Below are 23,877 nucleotides of genomic sequence, written 5' to 3'. Positions count from 1 at the left end.
AGTCGTATACTATGAATCTGGCAGGTGATTCTTTTGAACAAAAATAGAATGAAATCTTTAAAAGAAGACTACAAGCATTTTGCTTTTACATTGCTTGCAGTCAGCACTTTTTTATATATAGGCGCAGTTCTCCCTGATCAAGGCTTAACATTAGGCCAGAAATCGACGATGTTTTTAGCGGATTGCGTATTTTTAGCCGGTGCCTTCTTTTGCGCTGACCGTTCACTTATTTACAAGAAGCGTCTGGAAGAAGCCGACGAATAAAAAAACAGCCATCATCAGAGATGGCTGTTTTTCTGTTATTGTTCTCGAAGTTCTTTTCCCATGCCTTTTAAAAACTGAAGGCCGAACCCGACGGCTCTGTTGATGTCAGGATCGTTCATTGCTTTTAACAGGTCGAGAATCCCGACTTTCTTGTCTTCTTTTAAAAAGCTTTGTGCCTGTTCAGTCCCAGCCATTACGCTTTCTAAAAGCTTTGCTGTAAACTCAGGATCGGCTTTTGTCAATGCGCCTCCGGCGGCCATCATCGTGTTGATGAGGTTGGTGACAGGCTCGCGGGAAACTTGGCCAAGCGCAATCTTGGCAATGTCTTCCTTCGCTCTGAGCATGCTTGTTGCCGCATCAAAAATTCCAAGATCATTGAGTTCATTCATTAACGTCATCGTTTTAGAGACGGCGTCCTCATTTTCCGCCAGCAGCTCTTTCAGTTCTTCTATTTTTTCAAGCTTAATTTGCTCAGCTGTTTTTGTTTCTTTTTTGATCGTCGTAATCGGAGTGGCCATTCGTTTTCCTCCTATCGTTTAATCAGTCAGATGTACATAGCCAGGGCGGTTCCATTTTCTTTCTGCTTCGACTCCGTTTTGCGGATGCCGTTTTTTGTTGCGCGGATTTGTTTTTGGAAGCGGCGCTGTTTCACAGCCGCCAAGCACTTCCATGCGGACCTTTGTCTGTTTATAAGCAGGCGTGTTCGTCCGTTTATCAGCTGCAGGGCCCGTCAAGAAGTTAATCGCTGACTCCTTGTCTGTCGAGTTCATTGGCAAATAGAGTTCATTTTTCCGTACCCGGTCTGTGATCAGCGCGTTCAATTTGACTGCTCCGAACGGAGAAACGAGCCGTACAAGCGAACCGTCACAAACACCTCGCTCTTGTGCAAGCTCAGGTGAGATCTCAACGAATACATTCGGCACTTTCGCTTGGATGCCTTTCGATTTATTTGTCATGTTTCCTTCGTGGAAATGCTCCAGCATCCGGCCGTTATTGATATGAAGGTCATATTCCTCCGGAAATGCCGCTGGCTCGGTCCAATCAGAAAGGGCAAAGCGGGCTTTTTTGTCAGGGAAATTAAATCCGTCTTCATACAGAAGCGGTGTGCTTTCACCTGTGAAGCTGCCCCATAGGAAGCTGTTCCAGCCTTCAAGCACCTCATAGCTTGCTTTGGCAAACAGAGGAGAAAGACTCGCCATTTCAGAGAAAATGTCACTTGGATGGCTGTAATTCCAATTCGCTCCTAAACGGTTTGCCACCTCTTGAATAATCCACCAGTCCGGTTTTGCGTCACCAAGCGTCGGAAGCGCCTGATACAATCGCTGGACACGGCGTTCTGTGTTGGTAAATGTTCCGTCTTTTTCAAGTGAAGGAGTGGCCGGCAAGACGACATCAGCATATTGAGCTGTTCTTGACAGGAAGATGTCCTGTACCACGAAGAAATCAAGGCTTGATAAAATATCATGCACATGGTTCGCGTTTGAATCGACCAGTGCCATATCCTCACCGACAAGATACATAGCTTTCATTTTTCCTTCTTCAATGGCATGAAGCATTTGAATATTATCTAAACCAGGCTTTCCATCAATCTCGACACCATATGCCTCTTCAAATTTAGCGCGTGCTTTGTCATCTGTAATATGCTGATATCCCGGCAGCCAGCCAGGCAATGTTCCCATATCACATGCGCCTTGCACGTTATTGTGTCCGCGCAGAGGATAAGCGCCGGCACCTGGACGGCGATAGTTGCCCGTAGCGAGAAGCAGGTTTGAAATGGCTGCTGATGTATCAGAACCGCCTGTATTTTGTGTGACACCCATTCCCCAAAGGACACAAGTGCCGTCAGCATCACGAATCATTTCAGCAATTTGAATGATGTTTTCTTTTGAAAGGCCTGTGATGCGTTCTGCATAATCAAGCGTATACGTTTTAAGGGTTTCTTTATAATCTTCAAAGTAATTGACGTTCTCATCAATAAACGCCTGATCGTGCCAGCCTTGGTCGATCATATATTTCGTAACAGCCATCAGCCAAACTTGGTCTGTGCCTTGTTTAGGGCTGATGAACAGATCAGATCGCTCAGCCATCTCATTTTTACGCAGGTCAGCAACAATCAGTTTTTGACCGTGGAGCTTGTGTGCCCGTTTGACGCGTGTTGCGAGCACTGGGTGTCCTTCCGCCGGATTGGCACCGACAATTATGACCAGGCCTGCTTTGGCAATATCTTTAATCGTGCCGGCGTCACCGCCCATGCCGACAGTGCGGAACAATCCGTCTGTAGCAGGAGACTGGCAGTAGCGTGAGCAGTTATCGACGTTGTTTGTTTCAAATACCTGACGCGCTAGTTTTTGAATGACGTAGTTTTCTTCATTCGTAATTTTAGAAGAAGAAATAAACCCTACAGAGCCTTTACCGTACTGCTCTTTAATTGATCCTAATCTGCTTGCGACAAGATCGAGGGCTTCTTCCCAAGAAGATTCCACAAAGGCTCCGTTTTTACGGATTAAAGGCTTTGTGATCCGCTCTTTTGAATTGACAAAATCCCAGCCGAATTTCCCTTTGACACATGTGGAAATTGCGTTAACCGGAGCATCAGAAACAGGCTGGATCTTTAAAATATCCCGTCCTTTTGTCCATACTTCAAATGAACATCCGACACCGCAGAACGTACATACAGTTTTCGTTTTCTTCGTTCTCGTTTCACGCATTGCCGCTTCGACTTCAGAAATGGCAAAAATGCTGCCATACCCCGGTTCAACATTTTTCACGAGATCAATCATCGGTTCCATGACGTCCTCTTTAATGCCTGTCATAAAACCAGCCTGCCCGAGCATTGATTTTTCCATCAGTGCATTACATGGACATACTGTTACACACTGACCGCAGCTGACACAGGAAGATTCATTGATCGGAACTCCCTCATCCCAAATGACGCGAGGGCGTTCGCGTTCCCAGTCGATTGAGAGTGTTTCATTTACCTGAAGGTTTTGACAGACCTCAACACACTGGCCGCAGGCAATACATTGGTTTGGATCATAGCGGTAAAAAGGATGAGACATATCAACCGCGCAAGAAGGATCTTCTTTTGGCGTGTATGGGTATTTTTGATGCTCGATCCCCATCATTTCCGCTGTATTATGCAGCGTACAGTTTCCATTGTTGTTATCGCAAACTGTACAATACAGCAAATGATTTTCAAGAAGGCGGTCCATCGCTTCGGTTTGCGCTTCTTTCACTCGATTTCCTGAAAGATCAATAGACATCCCGTTTTCTGCAACCGTCGCGCATGAACGAACCAGCTTGCCGTTTGCCTCTACTATGCAAGTATCACAAGTTTGAATCGGGTCAACCTCTGGTACGTGGCAAATCTGCGGGTACTCAATTCCGTTTTCATTTAAAATATCTAAAATTGTGGCCCCTGCTCGTGCTTGAATTTCTGTTCCGTCTACACGGACACTGATCGACTTAACGTCCATCATATTCATATTCCCCTCCATCTTTCTTTCAAGAAGTCAAAAAAAGCCATGTATAGATACACCTGCCCTTAATTCTAAGAAGGTGTAAACACACATGGCGGAATAGTTCACTAGCAAGTCTTACTAACAGACCAATCCTTGATTTTTATAAAACGATAGACTCATAACAAGATCCTATTACAAATCCATCAACACTGCTTTTATTATAATGTGATATTTATTATAATACAATATGGCAGGAAAATTTTAACCAAGTGAAATGTCCTGAGGGGAACCGGGAAAAGCCTTTATAAGGCAATATCGGAAGGGGTAATCAGCATGTCTAAAAAAATTCATGAATTCAATGATATTATTCGAAAACTTCGCAAAGAATTGTTCGGAAAAGGGCCTGAGAGAATTCATACTGTATTTGTAGAAAACATGGCAGTTTCAACACTATACGGAAATCTGAGTGCAAGCGAGCAGTTTATTGCCCGCACGCCTGAAGGAAGAGAGATGGTACATGCGGCCCGGACAAGCCTAATTCAAGACCTTTATTCCAAACAAACACCGGAAGGAATGGAGGAACTTATGGGAGCTAAGCTAGTCCATTTGTTTTCTGATATTAAAATTGAGGAAAACATCGCTGTATCTGTATTTGTTTTTGACCGAAAAATAGATGAGCAAAAAGAAGCTCTGCAAAGCTAGTATATTTGTCATTGACACAAATTTGTCACATTTGATATGATGTTGCTACAGTTATAGAAGGCTAAAGCAATGGAATGTATGCACGAACTGTATATATTCTCTTTCAATATCTTCATACTGCTTGATATTGTTGTATGGGTATGCATACAAGTTAGGCAGCATTCAAACGCCTGGTTTGACACAGGTTATTTGAGTGCTGCCTTTTTTATTGCCTTTCTTGCATAACTGTGAGAAAAGAAGAAGTAATGGAGGCGTTTAATTATGGCTTTTCGAAAACCGGATGAAATAGCGGAAGCAACAATTGAAGCAGGAATGAAAAAAATAAAGCTCCCGCTGCCGTCACTGCTTGTGCTGGGGTTTTTAGGCGGTGCATTTATCGCGCTTGGGTATTTGCTTGATATCAGGGTAATCGGCGATCTTCCGAAAGAATGGGGGAGCCTGTCCAGTTTGATTGGTGCAGCAGTATTTCCAGTCGGCCTGATCCTTGTCGTACTCGCTGGCGCTGAACTGATCACAGGCAATATGATGTCAGTTGCGATGGCGTTATTTTCGAGAAAAATATCAGTAAAAGAGTTAGCGATTAACTGGGGAATCGTCACAATTATGAACTTAATCGGCGCATTGTTTGTTGCGTACTTTTTCGGGCATTTGGTTGGATTGACTGAAACAGGTCCTTATTTAGAAAAAACGATTGCCGTTGCCCAAGGAAAGCTTGATATGAGCTTTGGCAAGGTTCTCATTTCCGCCATCGGCTGTAACTGGCTTGTATGTCTTGCAGTGTGGCTTTCTTTCGGCGCCCAAGACGCAGCAGGAAAAATCCTTGGCATCTGGTTCCCAATCATGGCTTTTGTGGCTATCGGATTTCAGCACGTTGTCGCCAACATGTTTGTGATTCCTGCTGCCATTTTTGCAGGCTCATTCACGTGGGGGCAGTTCATCGGAAACATCATTCCGGCTTTTATCGGTAATGTCATCGGCGGAGCTGTATTTGTCGGTCTCATTTATTTTATTGCATATCATAAGAAAGACCGCTCCAGAAAAGAAATGAAGCAGGTGTCATGACCAACGGGCAAATCCATTCGATGATTTGCACAATTTCCGTCCATTTTTAGAAAAAGATGTTTACAAAATGGAATTTGGTGGATATACTTACAAAGTAAGAAAAAAAGCAAAGGAGGCTGAACCAAAATGACAATGAGACAACGACGTCAACCTGTACGTGATACACATGTAAAAGTTCATGGTTTATTCAGCCTGTGGAAGAGTTCGTGTCCTTCCTTAACCGATGCTTATCGCACGCATTAAATTCGGAATAGTCGGACATACGCAACTCCCCGCAGGCAGTAGAGGCATTGGTGTCTTCTTTTGTCTGCGGTTTTTATTTGCCCGCGGCAGAAGGGGTGTGCCGCGGGTTATTTCGCTTGATGCGGACTTTGAAAGGGGGTGAGCGATATGACGATTAACCTATTCTTTTTAACGTTAACGATTAAAAAACGGTTTAAAAGCCTGGAAGAATTCGAAAGAGAACAGCAGATTGAGCAGATTTATGATGAAATGAAAGAGTCTCAGTTAAAGCATCTTTATTTAACAAACTGGCGCTAAAAGCAACGAAAAAAACTGAAGGGGGAATGGCATATGCTTAGAATGGAACTATTGATGCATTATACTATGGAGAAGGACCAAGTTTAGCGAAACAGCTGTCAAGAAAATGCCTGCCTGCATACAATAAATCAACGTTACTGTGAGGCAGGTGATGGCATGATGAACGATTATCAAAAAAGGCTGCCGTCGATTGGCCATGGTTATGCGTCCATGCCGCATTCCTTCAAACATGGTTATGGAAATCCATTCCGACAGCAGAGGCTGATGGCAATGCAGCAGCAAAGGCTGTATGTATTCCCTTATCATTGGCATTAGAAAGAGGGCAGAAAACATTTTGTTTTCTGCTTTTTTTGCGGAAAAAAATGAAAAAGTTTAGTTCTATTGAAACATTTTTCAATACATTGCCGTCTAGTTGATACCTTCCTTCACTTTTAGAATGAAGATGATGTTTATTTTTTTAAGATAATAAATAAACATAGGAAACCAAAAGCAGGTGTTTAAAATGCTAGAAAATAGACTCTATAAACGATCAGATTTTTGGAAATTATTTTCTCGGAAATATAAGCTAACCAAAACAATTGAGCATATGATGATTGACTCTATAGATATACAAGAAAATGACAGAATTTTAGAAATTGGAATTGGAAACGGAACTGTCTTTAAAAGCATAACCAAGAAACTAGAAAAGGGAAGCCTAAAAAGCATTGATCCTTCAAAACGAAAGGTAAGACAGATATTACGTGCGAATCGAAAGAACATGGGGAACGGGGAGGTTTTTCATGGCTATCCAGAGGACATTCCCTTTGATGACCGTACCTTTAATAAAGTCTTTTCTTTACATACGGTTCAGAGCTGCACCGATATTAGGCTGGCATTAAGAGAAATTTACAGGGTGCTTCAAATTGACGGCCGGTTTTATATCAGTATTGACACAAATACCGGTGAAAAAGAGAAAACGTATATTCAACTGCTGAAAGACCAGCATTTCAGGGATCTTTCTGTTATTAGGCGTGATTCCTGTCTATGTATTGTGGCTGTTAAATAAAAAATTTCTCGGGAAATATATCCAAGATCCTCGCATTAGGATTTGGGTATATTTTCTTAATTTTTTATTTTTTGCATATACTTTATATTAAAAAAAGTTTTTTTCATATAAACTTATAACAGAAGAAAGAACAAAGAGGTGATTTCAGACAGGGCAGACATTCTTTATGAACAATAGGAATGAATATTCATTCCGCAAACGAATCGGAGGTTGTAGATTACATGTTATCCGCATCCAGCAGTAAATACGACATGATTATGAAAGCGTCGGTCTCACTTTTTACGGAAAGGGGTTTTGACGCTACCACTATTCCTATGATAGCTGAACGTGCTCATGTAGGGACAGGAACGATCTATCGTTATTTTGACAGCAAAGAAACACTCGTTAACGTACTGTTTCAAGAAAGCATCCAGCGATTTACGGAAAAACTGAAGCAAGACGTTTCAGAATTGCCTGTCAGAGAAGGCTTTCACCACGTATTTTGCTGTCTCGTTCAGTTTACGAAAGAGAGCGACTATGCGCTTTTTTTTCTTGAAACCAAAAAAGATGCTCATTACTTAAATCATACAAGCAAAAAAATGATAGAAAATCTGACTCAAATGCTTGATGACTATTTTAATAAGGGAAAAGCGGAAGGCGTGATTCGCAGCCTGCCCTCTAATGTGTTAATTGCGATTGTATTAGGGGCGTTTCTCAAGATATATCAGCTCGTTCAAACAGGTGATATAGAGATGGACACTGATTTAATTACTGAATTGGAACAATGCTGCTGGGACGCCATTAAGCTTCATTCATCACAAAAATAGGAAAGGGAGATGTTAATGAAACAGGCAAGCGCAATACCTCAGCCCAAAACATACGGACCTTTAAAAAATCTTCCGCATCTGGAAAAAGAACAGCTTTCTCAATCCTTATGGCGGATAGCTGATGAATTGGGACCGATTTTCCGTTTTGATTTTCCGGGAGTATCCAGTGTTTTTGTCTCGGGCCACAATCTTGTGGCTGAAGTGTGTGATGAAAAACGCTTTGACAAGAACCTTGGCAAAGGCTTGCAAAAGGTGCGTGAGTTCGGGGGAGATGGCTTATTTACAAGCTGGACGCACGAACCGAACTGGCAAAAAGCCCACCGCATTTTGCTGCCGAGTTTTAGTCAAAAAGCGATGAAAGGCTATCATTCTATGATGCTGGATATCGCAACCCAGCTGATTCAAAAATGGAGCCGGTTAAACCCTAATGAAGAAATTGATGTAGCGGACGATATGACACGTCTGACGCTTGATACGATTGGGTTATGCGGGTTTAACTATCGATTCAACAGCTTTTACCGTGATTCACAGCATCCGTTTATCACCAGTATGCTCCGTGCCTTAAAAGAGGCGATGAATCAATCGAAAAGACTGGGCCTGCAAGATAAAATGATGGTGAAAACGAAGCTGCAGTTCCAAAAGGATATAGAAGTCATGAACTCCCTGGTCGATAGAATGATAGCGGAGCGAAAGGCGAATCCGGATGAAAACATCAAGGATCTCTTGTCTCTCATGCTTTATGCCAAGGATCCAGTAACCGGTGAAACGCTGGATGATGAAAACATAAGGTATCAAATCATCACATTTTTAATTGCTGGACATGAGACAACAAGCGGGTTGCTTTCCTTTGCGATTTATTGTCTGCTTACACATCCGGAAAAACTGAAAAAAGCTCAGGAGGAAGCGGATTGCGTGTTAACGGATGACACGCCTGAATATAAACAAATCCAGCAGCTCAAATACATTCGGATGGTTTTAAATGAAACCCTCAGACTGTATCCAACAGCTCCGGCTTTTTCTCTATATGCGAAGGAGGATACTGTTCTAGGCGGGGAATATCCGATCAGCAAAGGGCAGCCAGTCACTGTTTTAATTCCAAAACTGCACCGGGATCAAAACGCTTGGGGACCGGATGCGGAAGATTTCCGTCCGGAACGGTTTGAGGATCCTTCAAGTATCCCTCACCATGCGTATAAGCCGTTTGGAAATGGGCAGCGCGCTTGTATTGGCATGCAGTTTGCTCTTCAAGAAGCGACAATGGTTCTCGGTCTTGTATTAAAGCATTTTGAATTGATAAACCATACTGGCTACGAACTAAAAATCAAAGAAGCATTAACGATCAAGCCGGATGATTTTAAAATTACTGTGAAACCGCGGAAAACAGCGGCAATCAATGTACAGAGAAAAGAACAGGCAGACATCAAAGCAGAAACAAAGCCAAAAGAAACCAAACCTAAACACGGCACACCTTTACTCGTTCTTTACGGTTCAAACCTTGGGACAGCTGAGGGAATAGCCGGTGAACTGGTTGCTCAAGGCTGCCAGATGGGCTTTACAGCTGAAACGGCTCCGCTTGATGATTATATCGGCAAGCTCCCTGAAGAAGGGGCAGTCGTCATTGTAACGGCTTCTTATAATGGGGCGCCGCCTGATAATGCTGCCGGCTTTGTAGAGTGGCTGAAAGAGCTTGAGGAAGGCCAATTGAAAGGTGTTTCCTATGCGGTATTCGGCTGCGGGAACCGGAGCTGGGCCAGCACGTATCAGCGGATTCCCCGCCTGATTGATGACATGATGAAAGCAAAGGGGGCATCGCGTTTAACAGCGATTGGGGAAGGTGACGCCGCCGATGATTTTGAAAGCCATCGCGAGTCTTGGGAAAACCGCTTCTGGAAGGAAACGATGGACGCATTTGATATTAACGAATTAGCCCAGAAAGAAGACAGGTCTTCATTATCGATTACTTTTCTCAGTGAAGCGACGGAAACGCCGGTTGCTAAAGCATATGGCGCGTTTGAAGGGATTGTGTTAGAGAATCGAGAACTCCAGACAGCTGCCAGCACGCGTTCAACCCGCCATATTGAATTGGAAATTCCGGCTGGTAAAACATATAAAGAAGGCGATCATATCGGAATCCTGCCGAAGAACAGCAGGGAGCTTGTTCAGCGGGTTCTCAGCCGATTCGGTTTGCAGTCCAATCATGTGATAAAAGTAAGCGGAAGCGCTCATATGGCTCATCTGCCGATGGATCGGCCAATCAAAGTAGTGGATTTATTGTCGTCCTATGTAGAGCTGCAGGAACCGGCATCAAGGCTTCAGCTTCGGGAGCTGGCCTCTTATACAGTTTGTCCGCCGCATCAAAAAGAGCTGGAACAGCTCGTTTCAGATGATGGCATTTACAAAGAGCAGGTACTTGCAAAACGTCTTACCATGCTTGATTTTTTAGAGGATTATCCTGCCTGCGAAATGCCGTTTGAACGGTTTTTAGCACTTTTGCCATCACTAAAACCGAGATACTATTCCATTTCAAGCTCACCGAAAGTTCATGCAAATATCGTGAGCATGACGGTAGGAGTTGTGAAAGCCTCAGCATGGAGCGGCCGAGGTGAATACCGGGGTGTTGCCTCTAATTACTTAGCAGAATTGAATACAGGTGATGCAGCAGCCTGCTTCATTCGTACACCGCAGTCCGGATTCCAGATGCCGGATGAGCCTGAAACGCCTATGATTATGATCGGGCCGGGCACAGGAATTGCACCATTCAGGGGCTTTATTCAGGCAAGATCGGTTTTGAAGAAGGAAGGAAGCACCCTTGGTGAAGCACTTTTATACTTCGGCTGCCGCCGCCCGGACCATGACGACCTTTACAGAGAAGAGCTGGATCAAGCGGAACAGGACGGTTTGGTCACAATCCGCCGATGCTACTCGCGCGTCGAAAACGAACCAAAAGGATATGTCCAGCACTTGCTCAAGCAAGATACGCAGAAATTGATGACACTCATTGAAAAAGGGGCTCATATTTACGTATGCGGTGATGGATCGCAAATGGCTCCTGATGTAGAGAAAACTTTGCGATTGGCGTATGAAGCTGAAAAAGGAGCAAGTCAGGAAGAATCAGCTGAATGGCTGCAAAAGCTGCAAGATCAAAGACGTTATGTGAAAGACGTTTGGACAGGAATGTAAAATATAAAATCCCGCCAATCTGATTGGCGGGATTGCTTTGCATATGAGAAAACCGGCACGATAATGAAATCTACTGAAAAGGATGTTATAGGGAGTATCGCGCCGGCCTTATTATTCATATCGTCATGCAGAGGCAAAAGTTTAGTTCTTTTTACCTTATTTTTAAAAATAAATAGTCTAAAAGTCTTGTTTTCGATTTTCAACTCAGGCTTTTGGCATTTTGTTCTTTCTTATTCCTTAAGATCAGTCATCTGTTGAAGATTGATGCTTGAATTGCCGTTCCACATGTTTACGGTAATGAAGGTCATGAATCAGCCGAATGGTCGGCCTGATTAACAGCAGCAAGCTTCCGACCGCAAACAGCCATATCCCTGCCGACTTTAAACGGTCATAGAAAAAGAAAAAGCTTCCAACGAGGAACAAAGCACCGATGATAAAATCGTTTACTGTATAAAGAACCTTATATCGTTTTTTGAAAAAAAGCTCATATCGTTTCAGCTCTTTTTGGATGTCATGTTCTTCATTTCCTTTCATTATCATCCCTCCATTCAATTTTGGCTTACCCTTACGTAAACGGCATGTAAACATAAGGGCTGCCTTGCTGAAAGAAGACATAATCAACGATCAGAAACTAAAGTAAAAAAGTGATCCGTATAGGATCTCTTTTTTACGATTTCATCGCCTGAACAATAAGAGCAGTCAAAGCTTTTGCCCCTTTAGGAACCAAGTGAACACCATCAGGGGTAAAATATTCCGGATGCCGAAGGGCTTCTGTATGCCAGTCAACTAACGTAACATGTTGATGTGCGCTTGCCTGGCGCTGTAAAGACTCATTAACCTTGCTTTCCCATTGGCGGGGAACCCGTGTATTGACAAGATAGATATGAGCTTTTGAGAAAGATTGAAGCAGTTGTTCGATTTGGCTGTTTGTAAAGTAGCCATTGGTTCCAAGCTCAATGATAACAGCCTTGTTCGGCTGATTAAAAGACTTGTATTCCCTTGTGAGTTCCAAAGCTTGAGACATTTGTCTCCCCACCTTTCCATCAATCGTCACATTTGAAAATGACTGACGCAGATGTGAAGAAATATCAAGCATGACGGAATCTCCTATAGCTAAAACTTCTTTCGCAGTGTCTGCTGGTTTTTTCTGCTGTTGGGATTGCGTGTCTTTCTTTTTATGAGTCTCTTGCCCACTATCTTTGTTTTCCTTTTGACCCTGATTGGAATCTGTTGTCTTTTGTTCAGGATTGTGTTTTTTATCTGCTGCAGCGTTCTTTTTATCCCCAGAAGCCTGGCTGGTGTCAGCATTTGTTTCTTGTGAGCTATAGGTCCATTTGGTAGGGTGCTTTTGCTCGCCGGCTAGCCCTGACAGCCCGCCTGCAAAAATAAGTATAGCGAAAATGATGAAACCAATTGACATTTTGCTGATGACAGATGTCGTTTTCCATTCCTTGATTCTATGTATAAAAACACGGCGGAAAAATGACCTAAATCCCTGTGTCCGTATCGGCTTCTCAATAAAATGGTAGGAAAGCTCGGCAAGTATACATGTCACAATGACCTTTAGCACGATATGCCAAAAAACAGGGTTTCCGATTTCTTGAACTGGCGTGCTTAACACAATAACAGGGTAGTGCCAAAGATAAATTCCGTAAGACCTCGTTCCAAGCCACCGAAGCGGCCTCCATGAAAGCAGATTGCCTAAAAAGCTGCTCGGATGGCAAACACATGCAATAAGGATTGCGGCAGTCACGCTAATGAATAGCATTCCGCCTCTGTAAAGAAAAGGCTCGTATTCATCTGTGAAATAGACACACAACACTAAAATACAAAATGCCGAAAATTCAGTGGCGTGCAAAGTGTGCTTCAGTTTGCTAGGCAGCCTGTTGGAAGACAGCCTTTTCATCGGCCATACCAAAGCCAAGGCACATCCGATGAGAAGTTCAAACGAACGAGTGTCTGTGCCATAGTAAACGCGGCTCGGATCTCCGCCAGGTTCATACAGTACGCTCATCATCACGGCTGAACAAAGCGCAAGCAATGATATCACCGCAGCCAATCTGGCGCGGCTTTTCATTATGTACATTCCAACAACTAAAAACATCGGCCATATGATATAAAATTGTTCTTCAATCGCCAGTGACCAAAGGTTTTTTAGAGGTGATGGGGAACCGAAACTATCAAAATATGATAGCTTGTGAAAAATAAACCACCAATTGCTCATATAAAAGAGAGAAGAGATCGCATCTCCACGTACAGTGTGTAATAGTTCTCGATCAAACAATACGACCCACACAACAGTGGAAAAGATCATAAGGTAAGCCGCTGGCATAAGCCGCCGAATGCGGCGCACCCAAAAATCCCGAAAATCAAGATTGATATCATTTCCATATGCCGGTAATAGAATAGATGTAATCAAATATCCGGATAAAACAAAAAAGATATCAACTCCGATAAAACCACCGTTAGCCCAATTGAAATTTAGGTGATAAGCGATAACTGACAGGACGGCGAAAGCCCGAAGGCCATCAAGTCCAGGAATGTATCGATGATGCTGTGTCTTGTGATACATGGGTATTCCTCCAATAGTATGCAAATATTCTCGTTGTTTTTGGTAGCGAGGTTACGACCTCGAATAGAGAAGAGAGAAAACATCCATAATCTTAGATGGATGTTTTTATTTTATCGAATATAACGTTCTCCCACGAGCAAGTTTGAAATGACACGGGTTGGAATTGTAAACTCTGTAACGCCCATATAGCCGGGGGCGACTTCATATTCGTCAAATGAGATCACAAGTTTATGGTCTTCAGTAATGTAAAACGTCTGATCAGGAAGAATCGTTTTGAACGGTTCTGCATCTTCGTCAGTGAGCCAATATATTTTATTTGGATCTTCCTTCATTTGCTGTTTCATTTGCTCTCTAATATTTTGACTGATGACTTTAATATAGCGCTCATCTTTGAATAAGCTTTTTAATGTAAGTAAAATATCATTCTTTTTGTCAATTGTAATATAACGGCTTTGTGTGTAGGAAGATGCTTGTGTTTTTTCAATATTGCGCCGGATAGAGAGTAAATCTGGCGTGTCTGTGACCGTCTCGTAATCACTGTAGATGCTGAGATGCCCTTTTTTGTTTTTGGATGTGGACTGTATAAACTCTTTATACAGCTGCTGGCTTTCTTTCAAGTATTTCTGGTTAATGCTGTTTTCAAGCTCTTTATTAGAAAGCCCGGACAAAGCAGGTGTTTTGACATCAATGCTTGATTGGTCTTTTTCCTCTTTGATTTCAATAAAGGTGATCGCTTGGACGATTTTGCCGATGACAGGGATCTTGGACATAGCCTGAGCGGCGTCCGGGTTGATATTAACAAGCGCAGTGAATAAAATAGCTGCAGCGATTGCTGCTGATGTCGGCCACATGACGATTCTTTTCTTTTTTGGTTCTTGCTGAAGGGCTTTTTCAACAATGATATCCAATTCTTTAGGAATCTGAACATTTTTATATTCTTCTCTTAATTGCTGTAATCTCTTATCCATTAAGAAAGATCCTCCTTCGTCAACTGAATGCGCATCAGCTTCAATGCTCTGTATAGGCGCGTTTTGACGGTATTCGTGTTTTCTCCTGTAATTTCCGCAATTTCTTCTAATTTGAGGTCTTCAAAAAAACGTAAAATAATAATGGTTTTATAGCGGTACGGCAATTCGTCAAGCGCTTCATGGAGATCAGTATCCTTGTAATGGTCTTCCTTTCCTTTGCTTAAAAATTCTATCGTTTCGTCGTCCATCACTCTTATCTTTTTTTGTTTGCGCAAAAAATCAATGGCTGTCCGTACTAAAATTTTATAAAACCAGCTTTTTATCGTCCCAGGGTTCCTGACCGTTTCAACTGAGCTCAGCGCTTTTTTTATAGATTCCTGAACAATATCTAATGCGTCATCTTGATTTTTCACATAACTGAAAGCCAACCTGTAGAAATCTTGCTTATGGTCAGTTATGCATGTGACAAGCAACGCTTTTGTTGTTTGTTTTTTCTTCATTGCAATAAAGGGCTCCTTTTTGAATATACGTATATCGTAGGCTGTTACCTAGGATAGACGCGGCAGGCTGAAAAATAGTTTGCGCAGAATCACATTTTTTTAAAAGAGAGAAGTAAATCAGCATGGGGGGTTTATGCATAAAAAAACAAGGCTTGTTTTGTACAAGCCTTGTTTTTGGGGTAAGAGATGCCAAACATTATTCCAAATAATGTTTCTTGAAATCTGAGTGAATAGAAAATTTACGGCGCAACTGGATGAGATTTTTCCCGAAGCTCTCTTCTAATAGCTCTCTATGCTTTTTCAGAATTTCCATGAGGTACAGATCATGAATGATCACTTCAGTAATAGGCATGACTAAACCTACATGCATCGTCCATGCAGCACGGCTGTCATTGCCAAGTGAGACAATGCCCGCTACTACTTCTGAATCATCTCCGCTATAGACAAGCCACCGTCCGTCATACTCTTCTGTAATTTCACTGCTCATATCATGAAGGTAAACATTGGCAAAATCAGATACGATGTCTCCGTACGCAATAATGGTGACAATAACGCCTTGATCTGCCGCCTGTTTGAGCTCTGCTTCTATCTCCTCAAAATCCTCTTTCCATATTTCTAAGAGGATTCTTTTTTTGGCGGATAAGATACAAGCCTTCACCTTTTCAAGAATTTCACTGCGGCCGGTGATATTCCAGATGTTTTCCCGGTCATTAGCAGTCTGCTCGAACTTTTCAAAATATTTCTCAGCCTGATCAAAATGCTCTTCCGCTTTGAGCCGGCGGTTTTTAATCAGTTCTTTTGCGGGGACTGGAACATACTGAGGCGTATTTCCATGACTGACAAAAACATCTCCCCTTATGACAAGGCTTTCCAATACTTCATAAATTTTAGAACGGGGCACTCCGGATTTTTTGGCAACGGCATAGCCTGTTAAAGGTGATTCTTGCAATAATGCCAAATACGCTTTCGATTCATATTCTGTAAAATTGAGGTTTTTTAAAATGTCTAACATATTTTCTTTCATATATCCTCCAATATAAAGAGCAATCGCTGCCTTAGTAATCGCTATTTTAACAAACCATATTGATTTATTCCAAACGCATTGATACACTTTTATAAGTAGTTACTTTTGTAGTCACTATATGATTGAGGGGATTTTTTAAAGGGGGAGAGAACAATGCACAGCTTACTCGCATACATACCGATTGCTGCCATGATGGTTATCATGCCGGGGGCAGATACGATGCTTGTGATGAAAAATACGCTTAGGTATGGCCCGAAAGCCGGCCGTTATAACATTCTCGGATTGGCAACAGGACTTTCCTTTTGGACGGTGATTGCCATTTTAGGATTATCAGTGGTGATCGCAAAGTCAGTGATTCTTTTCACAACGATCAAATATTTGGGAGCGGCATACTTAATTTATTTAGGTGTAAAAAGTTTTTTTGCGAAAAGTATGTTTTCGTTAGATGACATGCAATCCCAAGCAAAAAATATGGCAAGTTCTCCGAAACGTTATTATAAAACTTCCTTTATGCAGGGATCACTCAGTAACATTCTCAATCCTAAAACTGTTTTGGTGTATGTTACAATCATGCCCCAATTTATCAATTTGAACGGAAATATAAACCAGCAGCTCATTATTTTAGCTTCAATCCTAACCTTATTAGCGGTGTTGTGGTTTCTGTTTCTTGTTTATATTATTGATTACGCAAAAAAATGGATGAAAAACTCAAAGTTCCAGAAAGTGTTTCAAAAAATTACCGGAATAATATTAGTAGGTTTCGGCATCAAAACTGGTTTGAGTTAACACTTAAATGAAATTTGAAACCAAAGTTTAATTTAGTGTTTGGCCCTATAAAAAAGACAAGGGAGTGAGTATCCCTTGTCTTTTTTATTTCACCTTATGTCCTCTGCGGGTTTGCACCTTATACAAAATAATCAATAAAACAAACCAGACCGGGGTGACAAACAAAGCAATACGTGTATCATTTGCCAGTGCCAATATGACAAGAATGAACGCGAGAAATGCAAGTGTTAAATAGTTGGATAATGGGTAAAAAGGCATTTTAAATTTGTTTGCTTTCGCTTCATGCTGCCTTGTTTTTCGATATTTCAAATGGCAAATCACCGTGATGCCCCAAATAAAAATGAAGCATATTGTAGAAACACTTGTAATCAGTGTGAAGACTTGCTCAGGCATTAAATAATTCAGACTAACGCCAATCAGAATGGCGACGGATGAAAAGAACAGCGCATTGCTTGGCACGTTAGAAGAAGTTAATTTCTTTAATAGTCCAGGTGCGTGATGATCCTTTGCAAGTGAATAGACCATTCGGCTTGTGCTGAATAAAGCGCTATTTGCAGCTGACGCGGCTGATGTTAATACAACAAAATTGATCAAACTGGCAGCCACAACGATGCCTACTGCAGAGAAGACCTGAACAAATGGGCTTTCGTTTGGATTCAACACATTCCAAGGATAGATACACATAATCACGAAAAGTGCGCCAACATAAAAAAGTAAAATCCGGACAGGGATTTGATTGATGGCTTTAGGGATCACTTTTTGGGGATTTTCTGTTTCACCTGCTGTCAGTCCAACCAGTTCAATACCCACGAAAGCGAAGACAACCATTTGGAACGATAGGATAAACCCATGCCATCCATTTGGGAACATGCCGCCGTGGCTCCAAAGGTTGGTGAGGCTGGCAGGGCCGGAAGCTGCGGAAAAACCTTTCGCAATCAGGAAAATACCAGTTACGATCAGAGCCAGTATGGCAATGACTTTGATCAATGCAAACCAAAATTCTAATTCTCCGAAAAGTTTAACGGTGGCAAGGTTCATGATCAGCAGGATAATAAGCGCAAGAAGACCCGGCAGCCATTGAGGCACATCGGGAAGCCAATATTGCGTATAAATGCCGACCGCCGTTAAATCAGCCATCGCGAGGGAAATCCAACAGAACCAGTAGGTCCACCCAGTGATAAATGCTGCCATGTTTCCTAAATAGTCCCTTACAAAATCAACAAAAGAGTGGTATCCCGCATTTGATAAGAGCAGTTCTCCGAGCGAACGCATAATGAAAAAGCAAAATACGCCGGTGATCAAGTAAGCAAATAAAATGGATGGTCCTGCGAAATGGATGGATTTACCTGAACCTAAAAATAAACCTGTACCGATTGCACCTCCAATCGCCATTAATTGTATATGCCTGTTTTTAAGGCCTCTAGACAATTTCTGTTGCTGGCCAAAATTGTCTTTGCTAGAATTGCCTATCAATTTTATTTTCCTCCAGTAATAAAAAGATGAGTAAAGTTTTATCGGATATTATAACATTTAAAAGAATAGATACTTTTATTTTTAAATTTTAAAACTATTTTAAGTGCTGTTACATGTCTTGTGGCTCTATTTTTACTCGTGATTCTACCTGAATAGCAGAGTAAAACAGGAAAGTCATTTGGACAATCTGACAGGCTAGTTTTAATCGGTAACGATTTGTATAATTGCATACCCACTATGTTTGAGGCCTGCAGGGGGGATCAAATCGAGAGAATCGGAGATAAAGTTTTTAAGCTTACAGATTCCTTAACCTCCAATGTGGATTGCAAAATGACGAAGTTTTGCAAATTGTAATACTGTGGCGGTCACATAGAGTGTTCGTCTTTTTAGTTGTGAACGAACTTAAGGGGTTATATTTGGGTAATTTGTCATGATCTATAAGATTCATTTTTTGTCATTGATGATTTTGACATCATTACATTCCCCGAGAATGATAAACTGTTTACTGATTATTACTTTTGAAGGGGACTGGCCCTCTAGAACTGAGCATCTATCATACTAATATGAGATGCAAATGATTCAACATGTAAACATATACGCATAAAAGCCAGCTTTGTCAATCTGCTATAGAGACCTTTTTAAACGTGTATCAGCAGATAATCTCAACGCGGACTATAAAGTTTCGAAATATTCTTGTTAATGGCTTATCTAATAAGGACAAAGGATGATAGACGTGAGAAGAATAGATAAAATATACCATCAGCTCAAGCATAATTTTCATGATTCAACCTTAGATCATCTTTTAAAAATACAGGGGAATTCAGCAAAGGAGATTGCCGAGCAGCTGAAAATGGAGCGGTCCAATGTCAGCTTTGAATTGAACAATCTCGTCCGGTCCAAAAAGGTCATCAAAATTAAAACGTTTCCTGTAAGATACATCCCAGTCGAGATAGCAGAAAAATTATTCAACAAGAAATGGGATACAGAGATGATGGAAGTGAAAGACCTTCAGGCGTTTTCCGGAAATTCAAAGCAAAATCATCAACACATTTCCACGAATCCCCTAGAGCTTATGATAGGGGCAAAAGGGAGTTTGAAGAAAGCGATCTCCCAGGCAAAAGCAGCTGTCTTTTATCCGCCGACCGGTCTGCATATGCTCCTCCTAGGGCCGACTGGTTCCGGTAAATCCCTTTTTGCGAACCGAATTTACCAGTTTGCCATTTACTCTGACATATTGAAGGCCGGCGCACCATTTATTACATTTAACTGTGCAGACTACTACAACAACCCTCAATTATTGCTTTCTCAATTATTCGGACACAAAAAAGGTTCATTTACAGGTGCTGCCGAGGATAAGGCGGGTTTAGTCGAACAGGCCAATGGGGGCATTCTTTTTATGGATGAAATCCACCGTCTCCCTCCCGAGGGACAAGAAATGCTGTTTTATTTTATTGACAGCGGTTCTTATAACAGGCTTGGAGAATCTGAACATAAACGAACATCGAACGTATTGTTTATTTGTGCGACTACAGAAAATCCGAGTTCTGCACTATTGAAAACGTTTTTGCGAAGAATCCCAATGACCATTCATATTCCTTCGCTTGAAGAACGATCGCTTAAAGAAAGAGTGGATCTGACGACGTTTTTATTAGGGAAAGAAGCAGAGCGAATTAAGAAGAATCTGAGTGTGCATATCGATGTCTATAATGCGCTTATTCACTCTGCGAAATTTGGGAATGTCGGACAGCTGAAATCAAATGTCCAGTTAGTTTGCGCACACGGATTTTTGCATAACCTTGACAGAAATGAGGTTATTGAACTGACTGTTCGCGATCTGCCTGATGAAATCAAGCAAGAATGGATGTCCAGCAGCAAAAACATGCAAAGAAGCAAAGCCATTTCTGAATATGTCAATATTACAACGATTATCTCTCCGATTGTAGAAGATGAAACAACAAAAATTGACGAAGACCTCTCATTTAACTTATATCATTTGATTGAGGAAAAAGTGAAAACGCTTATGAAAGAAGGTTTATCCAAAAAGGATATTAACCAGTACATCTTGACTGATGTCCATTTGCATGTCAGAAGTTTTTTTCATCATCAAGCTTTTCAAAAAGACAACCTGCTGACATTCGTTGAAGACGATGTGATTCAAATGACAAAACAGTTAAAAGAAATAGCTGAACATGAGCTGGATTGCACATTTGACCGTAAGTTTATTTATTTCTTGAGTATGCATATTGACGCATTTTTAAAGCGAGGAAAGCAAATTGATGTTTTGAATACACAGGAGACAGATGAAATTCGTGATACCCATGTGAAAGAATATCGGGTGGCGATGATTTTTAAAGATAAAATTCAGGAATATTTTAAAGTGGCTATTCCTGAAATAGAAGTCATCTACTTAACGATGTTAATTCATTCCATCAAATCGTTAAAGGAGAACAAAAGAGTCGGTATTATCGTGGCTGCTCATGGAAACAGCACGGCGAGTTCAATGGTTGAAGTCGCGACAGAACTGCTAGGGAGTACGCCGATTGCAGCAGTTGACATGCCGCTTACTGTTTCACCTTCGGACATTCTTGAATGCGTAGCAGAAAAAATGAAACAGGTTGATGAAGGTGAAGGTGTTTTAATGCTGGTAGATATGGGGTCGCTTGCAATGCTGGAAAGCAGGCTGGAGGAAAAGACAGGCATTTCTATTAAAACGATCAGCAATGTTACGACTTCAATGGTGCTGGATGCTGTCAGAAAGGTCAACTATTTGAATTTAAATTTGCATGCGATCTATCAATCGGTCACGAAGGATTTTATCGAGTTGTGGGAGCGTCAGCCAGCGGCATCCGGCAAAAAGAAGGCATTGGTATCCATCTGCACGACGGGTAGCGGAACGGCCAAAAAGCTGGAAGACATTCTAACCACGATCGTAAACAAGGCCTCCGATACCCCCATTCATATATTGACCGTATCATCGATTAAGCTGGCCAACAGCATAAAAGAAATCGAAAAAGAGTATGAAATCCTTGCGACAGTCGGAACGAAAGACCCTAAAATCAATGCTCCGCATGTATCTTTAGAAGTGTTAATTGAAGGGGAGGGAGAGAAGCTGATTCAACAGGCGATTACAAAAGGAAGCATCTCCTTGAGCAATGGATTGAACGAAGCAAATATTATTGTCAGGGAGCTTTGCGAGGATAGCCTGAAAAAATACCTTGTCTTCTTGAATCCCCACCATGTGATCGACATGTTATTGGAGTGGCTGCAAACCGTTCAGGATGAGCTGGGGGTCATTTTCAATAATGCGGTTTTGATCAAAGTCATTATGCACACGGCTTTCGCCTTTGAAAGGGTAATTAAGCAGAATCCGATCGCTTTCTCAGAGGAAGAAGAGATCAATGATCAGCTGAAGGAAATGGTGTACGTGACAGAGCGAACATTAGCCCCTTATGAAGAAAAGCTCGGACTTCGCATAAGTGATGATGAAAAATTATTTATAGCCGCCATATTTGCTGAAGAAGTGCATGGCCAGCTGTTTTAAAAACAGTTTTTTCATATGAACCTGTATTAAATGGAACACCATTTTAATACAGGTTTATTTTTTTCGTTTTAAGTGTTTCAACAACAAATTGCTATTGGCTGAAATAACAATGAAAACGCTTAACACAACTGTGTTGGCACGATCCTTGCATTATATATGGATGTACAAAACAGGAAAGGAGCAATAGATATGATTTCAGTTATTATCAGCGGTCATGGAGATTTTCCCATAGCATTAAAAGAGTCTTCAGGGATGATATTCGGTGAAGAAAATAACCTGATTGCAGTGCCGTTTTTTAAAGGGGAAGGAATACAAACGCTGCAAGAAAAATATCATCAGGCGCTCAAGGATATCCCGGAAGAACATGAAGTGCTTTTTTTAGTCGATATTTTTGGAGGGACGCCATATAACGCGGCAGCTTCCTTTATTGCTGAGGATCAAAGAATGGATATGGCAGCCGGCGTAAACCTGCCGATTCTGCTGGAGGTATTAAGCCTGAGAGAACATCTGGCTCTCAAAGATTTGCTGAACAACTTAAAAGCAATGAGTCAGCAAAGCTTTCAAGTGTGCAGTGAACATTTAGAAAAAGTAAAAACAGCCAATCAAGATACAAGAGAGGATGAATTATGATGAACATTGTGTTAGCAAGAATTGATGACCGCTTTATTCACGGCCAAATCCTGACAAGGTGGATAAAAGTCCATGCAGCCGACCGAATCATCGTTGTCTCCGACGATATTGCTCAGGACGAAATGAGAAAAACGCTGATCCTTTCTGTTGCTCCTTCAAATGTAAAGGCAAGTGCCGTCTCGGTTTCTAAAATGGCAAAAGCATTTCATAGTCCGCGCTACGAAGGCGTAACAGCAATGCTCTTGTTTGAAAATCCGTCTGATATTGTATCTCTTATAGAAGCAGGTGTACCGATCAAAACCGTAAACGTCGGGGGAATGCGTTTTGAAAATCATCGCAGGCAAATCACAAAATCAGTCAGTGTCACAGAACAAGATATAAAGGCATTTGAAACATTAAGTGACAAGAGCGTGAAACTGGAATTGAGGCAGCTGCCTTCAGATGCCAGTGAGGATTTTGTACAGATTTTACGGAACGTAACAAAATAATCAAGGGGATGAGAATATGTCTTCATTACAAATTATTTTGTTGTTAATCATTGCAGCAATCACCGGAATCGCAAGTGTATTGGATGAAGGGCAGACACACCGGCCGCTTGTGGCCTGTACGTTAGTTGGCTTGGTGCTCGGGGACTTAAAAACGGGAATTATTCTTGGAGGCACACTGGAGCTGATGGCGCTCGGCTGGATGAACGTCGGGCTTGCCATGGCACCTGATACAGCGATCGCCTCTGTCATCTCAACCATTTTAGTTATTACCGCTGATCAGGGAATTGGCGAAGGGATTGCTGTTGCTGTTGCTTTAGCAGCTGCGGGTCAGGCGCTGACGATTTTTGTTCGGACGATCACTGTCTTTTTCATCCACCGCGCTGATCAATATGCAAAAGCGGGAAATATAAAAGGAATTGAAATTATGCATATTACCGCGATGGTGTTTCAAGCTTTGCGCGTCATGATTCCTACATTGATTGTTGCTTTAATTAGTGTCAGCGCTGTTCAGGCGTTCCTGGGAAATATTCCTGATGTCATTACAAAAGGACTGCAAATAGGCGGAGGCATTATTGTGGTTGTCGGGTATGCCATGGTGATCAATATGATGAATATTCCTTATTTAAAGCCATTTTTCTATATTGGTTTCTTATTAGCGGCGTTTACCGATTTTAACTTAGTGGGATTTGGAGCCCTTGGTCTCTGTCTGGCGCTTTTATACCAGCAGGTGATGCAAAAACAAAGCGCTCACAGAGCAGTCGCGGCCGCATCAGACAGTGGCAGTGTTGCTGTTTATGATGACGATGATGATCTTGATGCCTAAACGATGAGGGGG

Annotated in this window: 21 protein-coding genes and 1 pseudogene; 13 read left to right on the top strand and 9 right to left on the bottom strand. The window is 41.8% G+C overall.

Annotated features, from left to right (window positions below):
* The first annotated feature begins 33 nt into the window (after positions 1-33).
* Entirely contained in the window at positions 34-264 is a 231-nt protein-coding gene (locus tag MHI44_RS04165; RefSeq protein WP_003237358.1) for a YrhC family protein, read from the top strand.
* Positions 265-299: 35 nt separating this feature from the next.
* Here MHI44_RS04165 and MHI44_RS04160 read toward each other — a convergent pair whose 3' ends face one another.
* Both MHI44_RS04160 and fdhF read right to left on the bottom strand, forming a co-directional pair.
* Positions 300-782 carry a DUF1641 domain-containing protein gene (locus tag MHI44_RS04160; protein ID WP_003246168.1) on the bottom strand — a complete coding sequence of 161 codons (483 nt, stop codon included), beginning with the start codon at positions 780-782 and terminating at the stop codon, positions 300-302.
* An 18-nt stretch (positions 783-800) separates the two neighbouring features.
* Positions 801-3,743 (bottom strand): formate dehydrogenase subunit alpha, encoded by a 2,943-nt coding sequence (gene fdhF / locus MHI44_RS04155; RefSeq protein WP_010886582.1) that lies wholly within the window; start codon positions 3,741-3,743, stop codon positions 801-803.
* A 315-nt stretch (positions 3,744-4,058) separates the two neighbouring features.
* On the opposite strand from fdhF, the gene MHI44_RS04150 reads away from it, so the two are divergent.
* The 7 genes from MHI44_RS04150 (at position 4,059) to cypB (ending at position 11,060) form a co-directional block, all read left to right on the top strand.
* Complete coding sequence (locus tag MHI44_RS04150) at positions 4,059-4,427, top strand: DUF2294 domain-containing protein (protein ID WP_004398508.1); 369 nt, start codon at positions 4,059-4,061, stop codon at positions 4,425-4,427.
* Between the two features lie 261 nt (positions 4,428-4,688).
* A complete protein-coding gene (locus MHI44_RS04145; RefSeq protein WP_029318168.1) occupies positions 4,689-5,489 on the top strand; it encodes a formate/nitrite transporter family protein in 801 nt (266 codons plus the stop codon).
* Positions 5,490-5,879: 390 nt separating this feature from the next.
* A complete protein-coding gene (locus MHI44_RS04140) occupies positions 5,880-6,029 on the top strand; it encodes a YrzI family small protein (RefSeq protein WP_004399102.1) in 150 nt (49 codons plus the stop codon).
* Positions 6,030-6,185: 156 nt separating this feature from the next.
* The gene (locus tag MHI44_RS04135; RefSeq protein WP_003229817.1) at positions 6,186-6,344 is read left to right on the top strand and encodes a hypothetical protein; all 159 of its coding nucleotides are present in this window, start codon (positions 6,186-6,188) and stop codon (positions 6,342-6,344) included.
* Between the two features lie 187 nt (positions 6,345-6,531).
* Complete coding sequence (locus MHI44_RS04130) at positions 6,532-7,074, top strand: methyltransferase domain-containing protein (RefSeq protein WP_086344132.1); 543 nt, start codon at positions 6,532-6,534, stop codon at positions 7,072-7,074.
* Between the two features lie 221 nt (positions 7,075-7,295).
* Positions 7,296-7,880 carry a transcriptional regulator FatR gene (gene fatR / locus MHI44_RS04125; RefSeq protein WP_021480200.1) on the top strand — a complete coding sequence of 195 codons (585 nt, stop codon included), beginning with the start codon at positions 7,296-7,298 and terminating at the stop codon, positions 7,878-7,880.
* A gap of 15 nt (positions 7,881-7,895) precedes the next feature.
* Positions 7,896-11,060, top strand: coding sequence for a bifunctional cytochrome P450/NADPH--P450 reductase CypB (gene cypB / locus MHI44_RS04120; RefSeq protein WP_339203517.1), 3,165 nt, complete (start codon positions 7,896-7,898; stop codon positions 11,058-11,060).
* A gap of 243 nt (positions 11,061-11,303) precedes the next feature.
* Here cypB and MHI44_RS04115 read toward each other — a convergent pair whose 3' ends face one another.
* From MHI44_RS04115 to MHI44_RS04095, 5 genes are all read right to left on the bottom strand, one after another.
* Complete coding sequence (locus tag MHI44_RS04115) at positions 11,304-11,594, bottom strand: YrhK family protein (RefSeq protein ID WP_029727149.1); 291 nt, start codon at positions 11,592-11,594, stop codon at positions 11,304-11,306.
* Positions 11,595-11,727: 133 nt separating this feature from the next.
* Positions 11,728-13,632 (bottom strand): peptidoglycan O-acetyltransferase OatA, encoded by a 1,905-nt coding sequence (oatA, locus tag MHI44_RS04110; RefSeq protein ID WP_339202949.1) that lies wholly within the window; start codon positions 13,630-13,632, stop codon positions 11,728-11,730.
* Positions 13,633-13,742: 110 nt separating this feature from the next.
* On the bottom strand, positions 13,743-14,600 hold the full coding sequence (rsiV, locus tag MHI44_RS04105; protein ID WP_212058923.1) for an anti-sigma-V factor rsiV: 858 nt from the start codon (positions 14,598-14,600) through the stop codon (positions 13,743-13,745).
* Entirely contained in the window at positions 14,600-15,100 is a 501-nt protein-coding gene (gene sigV, locus MHI44_RS04100; RefSeq protein WP_015251591.1) for an RNA polymerase sigma factor SigV, read from the bottom strand. Before sigV ends, rsiV begins: the two co-directional genes overlap by 1 nt.
* Positions 15,101-15,296: 196 nt before the next feature.
* Positions 15,297-16,124 carry a TrmB family transcriptional regulator gene (locus MHI44_RS04095; RefSeq protein WP_208555880.1) on the bottom strand — a complete coding sequence of 276 codons (828 nt, stop codon included), beginning with the start codon at positions 16,122-16,124 and terminating at the stop codon, positions 15,297-15,299.
* Positions 16,125-16,277: 153 nt separating this feature from the next.
* Between MHI44_RS04095 and MHI44_RS04090 the strand changes: the two genes are divergently transcribed.
* Positions 16,278-16,910 carry a LysE family transporter gene (locus tag MHI44_RS04090; protein ID WP_014477480.1) on the top strand — a complete coding sequence of 211 codons (633 nt, stop codon included), beginning with the start codon at positions 16,278-16,280 and terminating at the stop codon, positions 16,908-16,910.
* An 84-nt stretch (positions 16,911-16,994) separates the two neighbouring features.
* Here the strand turns inward: MHI44_RS04090 and MHI44_RS04085 are convergent, their stop codons facing one another.
* Positions 16,995-18,383 (bottom strand): amino acid permease, encoded by a 1,389-nt coding sequence (locus MHI44_RS04085; protein WP_015251593.1) that lies wholly within the window; start codon positions 18,381-18,383, stop codon positions 16,995-16,997.
* 38 nt (positions 18,384-18,421) lie between these two features.
* Positions 18,422-18,561: pseudogene (locus MHI44_RS04080) on the bottom strand (hypothetical protein).
* Positions 18,562-19,116: 555 nt separating this feature from the next.
* Here MHI44_RS04080 and levR point away from each other — a divergent pair.
* From levR to levF, 4 genes are all read left to right on the top strand, one after another.
* Positions 19,117-21,924: a transcriptional regulator LevR gene (levR, locus tag MHI44_RS04075; RefSeq protein ID WP_119899615.1), complete on the top strand. Its 2,808-nt coding sequence runs from the start codon at positions 19,117-19,119 to the stop codon at positions 21,922-21,924.
* 189 nt (positions 21,925-22,113) lie between these two features.
* Positions 22,114-22,554: a PTS fructose transporter subunit IIA gene (levD, locus tag MHI44_RS04070; protein WP_003246144.1), complete on the top strand. Its 441-nt coding sequence runs from the start codon at positions 22,114-22,116 to the stop codon at positions 22,552-22,554.
* Positions 22,554-23,042 carry a PTS fructose transporter subunit IIB gene (gene levE, locus MHI44_RS04065; RefSeq protein WP_029318159.1) on the top strand — a complete coding sequence of 163 codons (489 nt, stop codon included), beginning with the start codon at positions 22,554-22,556 and terminating at the stop codon, positions 23,040-23,042. Before levD ends, levE begins: the two co-directional genes overlap by 1 nt.
* Before the next feature lie 16 nt (positions 23,043-23,058).
* Positions 23,059-23,865, top strand: coding sequence for a PTS fructose transporter subunit IIC (gene levF / locus MHI44_RS04060; RefSeq protein WP_086344127.1), 807 nt, complete (start codon positions 23,059-23,061; stop codon positions 23,863-23,865).
* Positions 23,866-23,877: the final 12 nt, after the last annotated feature.

Origin of the sequence: Bacillus sp. FSL K6-1366, assembly GCF_037976695.1 — a bacterium.
Classification (GTDB): domain Bacteria; phylum Bacillota; class Bacilli; order Bacillales; family Bacillaceae; genus Bacillus; species Bacillus subtilis.
Note: the sequence above shows the minus strand (reverse complement) of the source record. Positions and strands in the feature narration are given on the sequence as shown.